Below are 11647 nucleotides of genomic sequence, written 5' to 3'. Positions count from 1 at the left end.
CACAAGAACACTTGTATCAGTTTCAGGGTTTTCCGGTCATCATTATATGTATGAGATAGATCCTTCTAGACCCCGCCTCACTCCAGCGTAAAAAAATTGGTGGTGGCGGCAACTTTAACCCTATCGGATGAACCTTTCACCCTCAAGCGTCGTCTAACATTAGTGATATTATAGAAATGTAAGACAAACTCATACCGACTTTGACTTTAGCCTTGATTACATATCAGGAGTGGCTAATAAGTGGTAGATACCAGCTTGAGAGGTATCCCTAGCGGAAGTATTTGACGAATTGTTCCTTATGTGTTACGGTAGCCTATTCAAATGGGTAGGCTATCTTTACAACTTTCGCAGGATGTGTCTGGCAGATTGACCTAGCTATTCTCATCTTAACAGCTGGCAATCTCCTATTTAGTTTAACCCCTGCTACAGATTTGTTGCTTGTTTACGGAGTCACCACTCACTCATGCCAATTGCCAACACCCAAAAAAAGACGACTAAACAACCCATGTTTACAGCTGATATGGTTCGCACATATCTGCATGAGATTGGGCGCGTACCCCTGCTGACCCACGAGCAAGAAATTGTCTATGGTAAGCAGGTGCAGCAAATGATGGCGTTGCTTGAAGCTAAAGACGCTTTGGCAGAAACATTGCAGCGCGAACCAACTCATCAAGAGTGGGCAGATCATGTGCAGCTGAGTGAAGCTGAATTAGATAGAGTAATAAAGCTGGGAACGAGAGCCAAGCGCAAGATGATCGAAGCCAACTTGCGTCTAGTGGTAGCAATCGCCAAGAAATACCAGAAGCGTAACATGGAATTTCTGGATTTAATTCAGGAAGGCACGTTAGGCTTAGAGCGGGGCGTAGAGAAATTTGACCCGATGCGCGGTTACAAATTCTCTACCTACGCTTACTGGTGGATTCGCCAAGCGATTACTCGCGCGATCGCTCAACAAGCCAGAGCTATTCGCTTACCCATCCATATTACCGAGAAGCTGAACAAAATTAAGCGAGTACAACGGGAACTGGCTCAAAAACTGGGTCGCAGCGCTACCCCCGGTGAAATTGCCGAAGCGTTGGAATTAGAACCCGCTTTGATCCGCGAGTACCTGAATATCGCCCGTCAACCAATTTCTCTGGATGTCCGCGTCGGTGATAACCAAGATACCGAACTGCAAGACCTTCTAGAAGATGACGGCCCCACTCCCGATCATTACATGACCCAGGAATCCCTGCGGCAAGACCTAGACTCTCTCTTAGCAGAATTGACACCGCAGCAACGAGAAGTCTTAACCCTCCGCTTTGGCTTAGACGATGGCAACGAGCTTTCTCTAGCGAAAGTAGGCGAGAGACTGAACCTCAGCCGTGAACGGGTACGCCAACTCGAACACCAAGCCCTGGCACATCTGCGCCGTCGTCAAGCTAATGTCCGAGAATACATCGCCGCTAGTTAACTGTAGGAGCGGGATTAACCAATGATTCCCGGTTCTGGCAGTTATATCCAATAAACCCGCCCCCACAGCTTAGTAGGGGCGGGTTTATTACTAATTTGGCTTTTTTGTCCATATCTGGTTAAACATCTCGTCCCCTCTGTCCTTCAGGATTCAGTCGGTGGGGATTGCCCGCGCTCCTACTCTTGTAAAGTTTCCTAAAATATTTGCGTAATTCAGGCTGGTGCCGATGAAGTCAACAATTAGTTAAGAGACAAGCCCACGCTGACGCATGTAGGAAAGCTAATGGAACGGCTGAATCAAGGGAGTAGAAATCAGTCTTCTAGACTTCAGGGGCAATCTCCTGTAGGAAAAATTGTCCTTAAGACGTCGCTTGACTTAACAAAAACTCCTATAGGGTGAGAAGTCTTTCACCCATTTGAGTGAAGCATTCAACCTCAATTATTAGCTATTTTTTAATTAGGGTCTTGAGTGTGTCTACTCTTAATTGCTAAGGGGATACTACGGTGCTAAACAAATTCTTCGATCGATTTTTTCAACAGCGTCATTTTGAAGTGCCTGCTTTGGGATTACTTCTAACAGTAGGCATGGCAACCAGCGCCGCTGCTTTGGAGACACTAGCCCCACTTTTGCCAGCAGCCGAACTTAGTTCGCCGTCACTAACTGCACAAGCAACTATTTCACCAACCAAGCGAGTTCCTGATGGAATCTACCTATATGGTAGTTCCCAAGAGCCGGAACAAATTGGTCAAGAGTATATGGTGTTTGAAGCGCGTCAGGGAAAAGTAGTTGGTGCATTGTATATGCCCTCTTCAGAATTTAGTTGTTTTTCCGGCACGGTTGCAGCACAGAAAATGAATTTGACCGTTGTAGATCCTTACGACCAAACAACAAATCCCTACTCAATTGCCCTTCAACAACCATCTCCTGTGGCCTCAAGTAGCGGCTTGCAAACTGACGGTAGCTTACAACTCCACGGATATGAGCGAATTACCAACCTTAGCAATAACGACCAGCGGATGTTGGGCGTTTGTAAAGCCAATTTTCAACGGTAACTTTTGTGGAGTGGGCTTGTAGCACTATTTCTGAAGACGGTTGCCCCCACAAGAGTGTAAGCTTTACAGATATGGTGGAGACGAAAGGGTATGAGCGAGTATCAGTTCCATGACGAATCAAGCCTTTCAGACACAGCCGAAGCGCTGGGTAATAAGGCTATGAAGTTAGGACTTATCCCTAGTTTTGTTGTACGTTACTTTCCAGATAGCAGACAATTTTACATCCCTAACGAGATAGAATCTGAACCTCTCACACCAGAAGAGGCATATCTTCGTTTGAAAAAATTAGTTGCACAATCTGATAAATCTGATCAATAAGTATTTTCCTAACCCTAGAAAATATAAGTTTAATAGCTAATGGCTAATATATTAGCTATTAGCCAATTTATTCGGGAACTTCAACTGGCTCAGGGTTTAACTGGGATTGTTCTACTCCTGGTACAACTAATGGAACTGGGAGCAGTTGAGGTTTTAAGGGAACAAGCGATCGCATCACTTGCAATAGTGGCGTAGAACGCTTTTCTTGCACAAAGAACAAAGCTAATAAAGCAATTAGCCGCAAGGCAGCTGAGAGGGCAAACACTGCTTGCAAACCCCCAAAATTGGCTTGAGAAGCCAGAAAGCCGCCAGTAGTCGTTCCCAAAGCACCACAGACCCCAGCAACAGCAGCAGCGATCGCAAAGTAAGTAGACTGATTGCGCCCCGATGCCACTGACATTTGCAGATTGTTGCTGCACAAGTCAATGGCTGCCCAAGTCCCACCCATCACCAAGTGTAAAAGCGGGAACCAAATCCAAACAGAAATCGGGTCAGCCCCAAGTCCCAGCCAGAATAAAGGTGTCACCGCTACCAGTATTCCGACAAATACCAGCAACGGACGATTCCCCATCCGGTCTGCCAGTTTGCCCCACACCACCATCATCACTAAGGTAGCGGCGGACGTTAAGCTGCTATAGAAAGTTACCCAGGTGACACCTATATCCAGATTGTCCAGCAGGTAGAGACCAAAGAAGGGAGTGCAGATATTGACTGCAAATGCCCAAAAGCCAAAGTACAGCAAAAACCTCAAGAAATTAGGCTCAAAGCGAGATAAAGAGAGGGGGTGCTGAGGTGATGGGGTGAGGGGGGGAACTTCTCCCACTTCCCTACTCTCCTCTGCTGCTGCGAACTGCATCCGGGGGTTCACATCCGCCATGAAAAACTGACAGACGAGACTAATTAGCCCCATGACTACCCCCAGCACTAAGACCACAGCGTAACCCTGAATCGTCCCACTAGGCCAAGCAGACACTGCTAGACCCAGCAGGGGTATGCCTAGCAGCGTAGTCAAGCTGGTGGCACTATTGCGAATGCCGAAATAGCGCCCCCGCAACCTTTCGGGAACCAACACCGCCATCCAACTCATCCAGTTCGCACTTCCCAAGGCTCCAACAACATTGGTTGCCAAGACTATCCCCAATGTCAAGCCGACTAATGTGTGCAAATCGGTGTGGTGCCAGCTTTTCCACCCAATCGCCAATACTAAAATCAGCCACAGCAGCCGTGATAGTCCGTAAATCCAGACGTTATACCAGTAGCGGCTGGTGGTTTGCTCTGACAGATATGCTCCCACCGGTTGCAGCAAATTCACCAACATAGGAACTGAGGACAGCATACCAATCTCCATTGGGCCAGCACCCAGTTGGAGCAAGAAATTACTCAGTAAGACACCGCCAGTAATGTTGCCAAAGATGGCAGCAAATACGGCATCCCAGGCAGATGCCTTCAGACTAGACCGAATGGCATCTTTGGAAATTTTCGCTGGCGATTGGGGAGAAACCACCCCAAGTTCTGTGGTGGTTTCTAGAACCTCTAAATTTGGAGGAGATACGTTTTCAATTGGGGCTTGCAAGCGATCGCTCCTATAGTGGTTTCAAACTAGCTGGTATAGGCGAACACCAAAATCCTCAGTGATAAACACAACTATTCCTCAGCTGGTTTAAAATTAAGGCTTTTGATAGACTAGAAATTCTGTGCGGGGGAATCTACTCCACAAAGAAATACTTCTTAATCTATTCAAACAAAAATAAACCTAAGAGCATACTTATTTAGAAAGTGGTAGTTTGAGTAGTCTGGCTGTCTTATATAGCTTTCCCAAAAAATCACAGTCAATCTCTATGGCTTGGGTGCATCCCTACTAGGAAGTAAGCGCCAAGACATCGTACCAAAGGCCAGTAATGGCATCTGCCAAAAGAAAGGGGCGTGGAGCTGCATGGCAAACGAGCAACAACTGGCTCTGCTAAAGCAAGGAGTAGAAGCTTGGAATAAGTGGCGCTCTTTGAGTCCAGGAATACCGCCAGACCTCAGCGGAGCCGATCTGAGCCAGGAAGATTTGGGCGGGGTAAACCTGATGAAGGCAGCTCTGAGTGGCGTAGATTTGAGCGGAGTGAACCTAATGGGGGCATCTCTGTCTCAAGCCGACCTCAGGGGCGCTAACTTGAGTGGGGCATACCTGAGTAAAGCAGATTTGTCTGAGGCGGATCTGAGTGAAGTAAACCTCAGCGAGGCTTACCTGTTAGAAGCAAACCTGAGTAGGGTGAACCTGGATGGAGCCGATCTTCACTGGGTATATCTGGGCAAAGCAGATTTATCCGGGGCGATCGCAATCGGGGCAAATCTGAGTGAGGTGGATATGCGGGGAGCAAACCTAATCGGCGCTAACCTGATCGGGGCGGATTTGCGGGGCGCGATTCTCATTGGTGCAGATTTACAAGGTGCGGATCTCTCTGGAGCCGATCTGGGTGAGGCAAACTTGATGGGAGCAAGGTTGCTCAAGACTAACTTTGAGCAGGCGAATCTTGCAGGTTGTTTAATTTATGGTATTTCTTCTTGGGGGTTGAATCTGGAAGCAGCCAACCAGTTAAACCTCAGCGTAGCTCCTCCAGGGGAAGGCGCGATCGCGGTGGATAATCTGGAAGTGGCTCAGTTTATTTACTTTCTGCTAAATCACCAGAAAGTCCGCGAGGTTTTTAATTCTATTCACTCCAACATTGTGCTGATCCTGGGCTGCTTTCAAAGTAGCGATCGCCTTGTATTACTAGAGGAAATTCGGGATGCTCTTCGTCAACATGACTATTTGCCCATGTCGGTTGAGTTAGAAAAATCAACAACGCCCGAACTCAAGGAATCAATCTCTACCGTGGCGGGAATGGTGAAGTTTATCATTGCCGATTTCACAGACGCTCCTCACATCCCCCAGGAATTACTGAAAATCCTCCAAGGTATCTCTGAAGTCCCAGTGCAACCGTTAGTGCAAGTTGATACCACTCACTTAGCTATATCGGATGATTTGCACGAATATCCTTGGATGCTCCCAACTTACCAGTATCCGAGTCTAAGCCAAGCGATCGCTGACCTGAAAGAAAAAATCATTGCCCCAGCCCAAGCTAAGGCACAGGAGTTACGGGGCGGGTATTAGAATAGCGTTTATTTAGAGTTTTGTAGCTTAGAATACAGACAGTTTTAGTGTTGTGCATTAATAAAAATTTTGCTTGATAGCTACCTAATTGTCCAACACCGCTTTTTAATCTTTACTACTTCCTCAGATAAACGCCAGTAATTTAAAGATTAAGTGAACGTTAATCTAAATGTTTTTAAACATCAAATATATTCCTTAAGATATAGAAAGTAAGGTCTAGAAGCAAATAACGCTTTTAGTTAAGTTAATCAATTGACTCCAAGAGTAGAAAAGCTAAATTGCTTTGAAGGGATGAAAAATTGCGATCGCGATAAGGTGAAATTATCCGGAAGCTTTGTTCAAATAATTGAGATTGGTAAGGAAAAAATGGAAAATTATATAATGAAAAGCAAAATAGATATAAAAAATAATCCCACAATTATTGCGATCGCAACCCGGTTTAAAGGTGCAGCCAACCAGCAGTTGGATTTGCTAAATTTTGGAGTAGAAACCTGGAATCAGACAAGAAAAGAGCATCCTCAGCTCCAACCAAACCTGAGAAATGCCAACCTCAGACGAGCTAACCTTAGCCAAGCCAATCTGAGTGGCGTAGACCTCGCCTCGACTAATCTTAGAGGCGCAAATCTCACCTCTGCCAACTTGAGCGGCGCAGATTTGAGCGGCGCAGACTTGAGCGGCGCAGACTTGAGATGGGCAGACCTGAGTGGAGCAAACCTGAGTGGGGCAAACCTCTGTAATGCAGTTCTGTGCCAAGCAAACTTCAGCGAGGTAAAATTCACCTCTGCCAACCTGAGAAAGGCAAACCTGAGTGGAGCCAATCTCAGTGATGCACAACTTTCTGAGGTAAACCTGCGTGGGGCAGACCTGAGATGGGCAAACCTGAGACGGGCAGTTGTTAGCGTGTCAGACCTCAGCAAGGCAGACCTGAGATGGGCAAACCTGAACGAGGCTCAGATGATTCGGACAAACTTGGAGAAGGCAAACTTTGAGGGTTGTACAGTTGATCGGATTTTTACATCAGAATTGAACCTCAAGGGAGTGAAGCAGTTGAATTTGGCGATCGCTGTTCTTGATAACCCTACAGTCACAGTAGACAATCTGGAAGTTGCTTGAGGGGGAAAAATTTGAAGAAGCGATCGCTGACCTGCAAGAAAAAATAATTGTCATAGCGTAGGGCAAAGACCAGAAAATTATCACCAAAAGGCTCGACTTAGGAAACGTTGCATAAGTCGAGCTTTTAATTTTTGCAAATTATATTTCATAGTTCCAGGCAGCTTCGAGAACTCTTTGCGTCGCCACATCCAGAAATTCAAAAGTTAGGGTTTTGCCCAGCGCCGCCGCTTTCTCCATTCCATGCAGCAGGCTTTTGACTCCCTCCCTTTTGATGGCATTTACCGCAATCATATCCACCACCACAGTATCTGTCGCCAATTCCAAAGCTTGCTCTAGAGACTTAATAAAAGCAGGGCTGGTCTTGCTATCCAAGCACCCACTGGGTCTGATTACCACAGTGCTTGGGCGAAATTCTGATTTAGAAATTTGAGCAGGAGCTTTGGAAAACAAGTTCGTAAAGAAAAATTTCATGAAACCTCCAGAGTGTCTCGTTGAGCAGGAAATACTTACAAAATCTTTATATTGATAGAATCCAATGAAAGGCTGATGACAGAGCTGTTAAAAGTCACCCCCGCGCAGCGATCGCGATCGCACTCTCACAATGACCTCAACCCCACCCCGCTTTGGATATACCTTGCCAGTGTTTGCTTGTGCCGCTGCTATTGCCGCCCTGCGCTGGTTACGCCAAGAACAACCAGAAATAAACGCTGTGTCGGTGGATTTAATTGAACCGGCCGACACAGTGGAAATACCCATTGAGCAGGTTGCTAAGATCGGTGAGGGGATGGCTCTGGCAATTACCACCAGCGATCCCGGTGATAACCTTGACCTCACCCGCAACACACCAATCTGGGTGTTGGTGGAATGGCTTGAAGAAGACAAAAGGCAATCGCCTTTTTTAAACGGGGTAGCAAAAGGAAAAGAAGAATCAGTTCACTCCTCACTCCAAACTCCTCACTCCTCCATCCGGATCAAAGGCGGTGAAGGAATTGGGCGAATGGTGAATGCTGGTGACAAACCGGCAATTTATGCTTATGCCCAGCGGCTGTTACAAGAGAATTTGCAGCGTCTGCTGTCACCAGAGGAAAAAATTCAGGTGACGATTATTTTGCCCTTCGGGCGATCGCTTGCCCAACGCACCTCAAATGCAGCTTTTGGCGTTGTGGATGGACTCTCGCTACTCGGAACTACAGGCATTTCTCAGCCGTTGAGTGCTACTGGACAGCTAGAAGCTTTCCGCGAGGAACTGCAACACAAAGCGCACTTCGACTGTTTGGTGTTCTGCGTAGGAGAAAATGGCTTAGACTTGGCGCGACAACTGGGTATTCACCCAGACAGAATGGTAAAAACTGCTAACTGGCTTGGCCCAATGTTGGTAGAGGCTGGATTGCAGCAGGTTAAGTCAATCTTATTATTTGGCTACCACGGCAAACTGATAAAACTTGCGGGGGGAATTTTTCACACTCACCACCACCTTGCTGATGGAAGGATGGAAATTTTGACTGCTCATTGTGCAAAGCTGGGTTTACCGACTGCGGCATTGCAGGGAATTTTCCAAAGTGCTACAGCCGAAGATGCGCTCTTTTACCTGCGGCAATTGGAGGATGCTAATGGAGGCGCGATCGCCGATCAAGTTTATAGCTCACTGTCCGAGGCTATTGACACGCGATCGCAAGCTTACATCCGCACGATGATCGATACTCAAGTTACTGTCGGTTCCCTGCTGTTCGATCGAGATCGCCAGATTATCGTCAAAAGCCAAAATGGTGCCGCGTTACTGTATCAAGTGTGTTAATTTTATAGGAATACCAATTAACTTAATAAATAGCAATAAAGAAGTTTTTCTAGAAAATTAGTAGTTATTAGTCATTAGTAACTAACTAAGGACTATTGAATATCCACACTATCACCATTCAGGATACTCCGGTGACTCTACAGACACAACCACTGCCTCAAATAGAAGAGAATTTGGGGCAACTGAACCGCCAAATTATTGTGATTCTTGACTTCGGCTCTCAGTATTCCGAACTGATTGCGCGTCGGATTCGGGAGACACAAGTGTACTCGGAAGTGCTTTCTTATCGAACCACAGCCGAACAGCTAAAGCAACTCAATCCCAAGGGAATAATCTTCTCCGGTGGCCCTAGTTCCGTCTATGACAAGAAAGCGCCCCATTGCGATCCCGAAATATGGAATCTCGGCGTTCCCATACTGGGAGTGTGTTATGGAATGCAGCTGATGGTGCAGCAGCTGGGTGGGGAAGTCACCAGTGCTGACCGGGGAGAGTATGGCAAGGCATCCTTATTGATTGACGATCCCACGGATCTGCTCACCAATGTGGAAGATGGCACCACCATGTGGATGAGTCATGGGGACTCTGTAACCAAGATGCCAGAAGGGTTTGAGGTGCTGGCACACACAGCGAATACTCCTTGCGCTGCGATCGCTCACCACGAGAAAAAGCTCTACGGTGTCCAGTTCCATCCAGAAGTCGTTCACTCGATTGGCGGTATCGCCTTAATCCGCAACTTTGTCTATCACATCTGCGACTGCGAACCAACTTGGACGACAGCAGCTTTTGTTGAGCAGTCAATTCGAGAAATTCGCGCCAAAGTTGGCGAGAAGCGAGTGCTGTTAGCTTTAAGCGGCGGTGTCGATTCTTCCACGTTGGCCTTTTTGCTGTACAAGGCAATTGGCGATCAGTTGACTTGTATGTTTATTGACCAAGGCTTCATGCGGAAAGAGGAGCCAGAACGCTTAGTGAAGCTGTTCCAAGAGCAATTTCATATTCCTGTGGAACACGTCCAAGCAAGAGAACGTTTCCTAAATGCGATCGCTGGTGTCACAGATCCCGAAGAAAAACGCCGCCGCATCGGTCACGAATTTATCAGCGTCTTTGAAGAAGAGTCTAAACGTCTTGGCCCCTTTGATTATCTTGCCCAAGGCACCCTCTACCCAGATGTTATTGAATCAGCTGATACCAACGTCGATCCCAAATCTGGCGAACGGGTAGCAGTGAAAATTAAGAGCCATCACAACGTCGGTGGTTTGCCTAAAGACTTACGGTTTAAGTTAGTCGAACCGCTGCGAAAACTCTTCAAAGATGAAGTGAGAAAAGTTGGGCGCTCAATTGGTTTACCAGAAGAAATTGTACAGCGGCAACCCTTCCCCGGCCCTGGACTGGCAATTCGCATTTTAGGCGAAGTTACAGCAGAGCGATTGGAAATTCTACGCGATGCCGATCTAATTGTCCGTCAGGAAATTAATCGCCAGGGAATGTACAACCAGTTCTGGCAAGCTTTTGCTGTGTTGTTACCTATTCGCAGCGTAGGCGTGATGGGCGATCAGCGTACTTACGCTTATCCGATTGTCTTACGCTTCGTTTCCAGTGAAGATGGCATGACGGCGGATTGGGCAAGGGTGCCTTATGATTTCTTGGAAACCGTTTCTACTCGTATTGTGAATGAAGTTCGGGGTGTCAATCGCGTGGTTTACGATATCACTTCTAAGCCGCCTGGAACTATCGAGTGGGAATGAAGAAAAGGAAGGATTGTTAACGCAAAGGTTCGCACAGGGGATGGCAAAGGTTCGCAGAGTAATCTCCTTTGCGTAATGCGCCTCCCTTTGTGATCCTTTGCGTTAAAAATTTATTTTTAAGTTATTGTCTTTTCCTTAACTTTTGTGGAAAACCTGCAAAAATCTGTGGAAAAGCCCCTCTTCCTGTGGAAAACTATGCCCTATCGGTTACGCTATGTAAGGCATCAGCCAGCAGCGAGAGAGAACCTGTCCACGTTCCCACTACAGCCTTCAATCCCATCACGAACAGGTTGAGTAGCAGGGTAATAATTAAAACTTTACGCACTACCGAGCGGCTATCTGCAACCACAGAATTTCTTTCACTCGTTATTTGTATTTTATGGCACCCAGTCTAGAACTTATTGGGTGCCGATGGCATCTATTTCGGGTTAGAAAAATTTTGGCTGCTGGGTTGAAGAACGAAACCCAAAAAAGAAAATTGGGTTGAGCGATCGCGAAACTCCACCTACAGATTCTATTGTGTGGTAATAAGTTATAGTTACGAGTTAATTCAATCCTCGCTTCCTAACTTCTCACTGTTAATTACTCATGTCCGGTTCACAACTCAGGCTTAACCTGGTTGAAGGCTCTGTTACCTTCAGCTTTACGCCCCAAGCGGCGCAGGATTTACAAGGCGCGATCGCACAATTAATGCAGAGTCTTAAGTTGGTAGCTGGTGGCGGCGGTAAAACTAATCCCCAGAAACCAATGGAGTACCGCTACACCGGAGATGTCTTTCTAGAGATTTTCTGTAACCCTAATATCTGGCCCAGCCCTTTTGCAGCTAAAGTTCTGCTTACCCTGCGTGATGAACGCATCCGCTTGACTACGGAAGCTGAACTTACTCGCTTGATTGAGGATATCAATCAGTACCTAGAGCAGGTAAGCTAAACCAGTAAGCTAAAAAGCAAGCTTAAAAGCATCTTTCTTAAGAAGGATGCTTTTAAGCTTGTATCTCAGCACAATGTCCCTTTGTATGCTTAAAATGGTCGGGCC

Annotated in this window: 10 protein-coding genes and 1 pseudogene; 8 read left to right on the top strand and 3 right to left on the bottom strand. The window is 46.6% G+C overall.

From position 1 onward, the window contains the following. Window positions 1-463: 463 nt before the first annotated feature. From NDI42_RS02990 to NDI42_RS02980, 3 genes are all read left to right on the top strand, one after another. The gene (locus tag NDI42_RS02990) at window positions 464-1453 is read left to right on the top strand and encodes an RNA polymerase sigma factor, RpoD/SigA family (RefSeq protein WP_190420409.1); all 990 of its coding nucleotides are present in this window, start codon (window positions 464-466) and stop codon (window positions 1451-1453) included. 503 nt (window positions 1454-1956) lie between these two features. Continuing rightward, window positions 1957-2505 carry a hypothetical protein gene (locus NDI42_RS02985; RefSeq protein ID WP_190459863.1) on the top strand — a complete coding sequence of 183 codons (549 nt, stop codon included), beginning with the start codon at window positions 1957-1959 and terminating at the stop codon, window positions 2503-2505. Window positions 2506-2595: 90 nt separating this feature from the next. Further along, window positions 2596-2823: a hypothetical protein gene (locus tag NDI42_RS02980; protein WP_190459861.1), complete on the top strand. Its 228-nt coding sequence runs from the start codon at window positions 2596-2598 to the stop codon at window positions 2821-2823. Between the two features lie 67 nt (window positions 2824-2890). Here NDI42_RS02980 and NDI42_RS02975 read toward each other — a convergent pair whose 3' ends face one another. Continuing rightward, window positions 2891-4396, bottom strand: a complete 1506-nt coding sequence (locus tag NDI42_RS02975) for an MFS transporter (RefSeq protein ID WP_199311440.1) — start codon at window positions 4394-4396, stop codon at window positions 2891-2893. Between the two features lie 360 nt (window positions 4397-4756). Between NDI42_RS02975 and NDI42_RS02970 the strand changes: the two genes are divergently transcribed. Further along, window positions 4757-5962 carry a pentapeptide repeat-containing protein gene (locus NDI42_RS02970; RefSeq protein ID WP_190459859.1) on the top strand — a complete coding sequence of 402 codons (1206 nt, stop codon included), beginning with the start codon at window positions 4757-4759 and terminating at the stop codon, window positions 5960-5962. Between the two features lie 381 nt (window positions 5963-6343). Beyond that, complete coding sequence (locus NDI42_RS02965) at window positions 6344-7075, top strand: pentapeptide repeat-containing protein (protein WP_199311439.1); 732 nt, start codon at window positions 6344-6346, stop codon at window positions 7073-7075. A 138-nt stretch (window positions 7076-7213) separates the two neighbouring features. Here NDI42_RS02965 and NDI42_RS02960 read toward each other — a convergent pair whose 3' ends face one another. Continuing rightward, window positions 7214-7546, bottom strand: coding sequence for an STAS domain-containing protein (locus NDI42_RS02960; protein ID WP_190420419.1), 333 nt, complete (start codon window positions 7544-7546; stop codon window positions 7214-7216). 130 nt (window positions 7547-7676) lie between these two features. Between NDI42_RS02960 and cbiD the strand changes: the two genes are divergently transcribed. Next, entirely contained in the window at window positions 7677-8870 is a 1194-nt protein-coding gene (gene cbiD, locus NDI42_RS02955; RefSeq protein WP_190459855.1) for a cobalt-precorrin-5B (C(1))-methyltransferase CbiD, read from the top strand. A gap of 116 nt (window positions 8871-8986) precedes the next feature. Further along, on the top strand, window positions 8987-10612 hold the full coding sequence (guaA, locus tag NDI42_RS02950) for a glutamine-hydrolyzing GMP synthase (protein ID WP_431191426.1): 1626 nt from the start codon (window positions 8987-8989) through the stop codon (window positions 10610-10612). A 196-nt stretch (window positions 10613-10808) separates the two neighbouring features. Here the strand turns inward: guaA and NDI42_RS02945 are convergent. Then, window positions 10809-10961 (bottom strand): annotated as a pseudogene (locus NDI42_RS02945) (cation efflux transmembrane domain-containing protein); the annotation flags it as partial. 239 nt (window positions 10962-11200) lie between these two features. Between NDI42_RS02945 and NDI42_RS02940 the strand changes: the two are divergent. Next, complete coding sequence (locus NDI42_RS02940; RefSeq protein ID WP_190420423.1) at window positions 11201-11542, top strand: hypothetical protein; 342 nt, start codon at window positions 11201-11203, stop codon at window positions 11540-11542. The last annotated feature ends 105 nt before the right edge of the window (window positions 11543-11647 follow it).

This window comes from Funiculus sociatus GB2-C1, from assembly GCF_039962115.1.
GTDB lineage: Bacteria > Cyanobacteriota > Cyanobacteriia > Cyanobacteriales > FACHB-T130 > Funiculus > Funiculus sociatus.
Note: the sequence above shows the minus strand (reverse complement) of the source record. Positions and strands in the feature narration are given on the sequence as shown.

What these genes read in the sequence shown, in the direction of transcription:
- NDI42_RS02990 (WP_190420409.1), top strand. Translation starts at nt 464, where the DNA reads ATGCCAATTGCCAACACCCAAAAAAAGACGACTAAACAACCCATGTTT.
- NDI42_RS02980 (WP_190459861.1), top strand. Translation starts at nt 2,596, where the DNA reads ATGAGCGAGTATCAGTTCCATGACGAATCAAGCCTTTCAGACACAGCC.
- NDI42_RS02970 (WP_190459859.1), top strand. Translation starts at nt 4,757, where the DNA reads ATGGCAAACGAGCAACAACTGGCTCTGCTAAAGCAAGGAGTAGAAGCT.
- NDI42_RS02965 (WP_199311439.1), top strand. Translation starts at nt 6,344, where the DNA reads ATGAAAAGCAAAATAGATATAAAAAATAATCCCACAATTATTGCGATC.
- NDI42_RS02960 (WP_190420419.1), bottom strand. Translation starts at nt 7,546, where the DNA reads ATGAAATTTTTCTTTACGAACTTGTTTTCCAAAGCTCCTGCTCAAATT.
- cbiD (WP_190459855.1), top strand. Translation starts at nt 7,677, where the DNA reads ATGACCTCAACCCCACCCCGCTTTGGATATACCTTGCCAGTGTTTGCT.
- NDI42_RS02940 (WP_190420423.1), top strand. Translation starts at nt 11,201, where the DNA reads ATGTCCGGTTCACAACTCAGGCTTAACCTGGTTGAAGGCTCTGTTACC.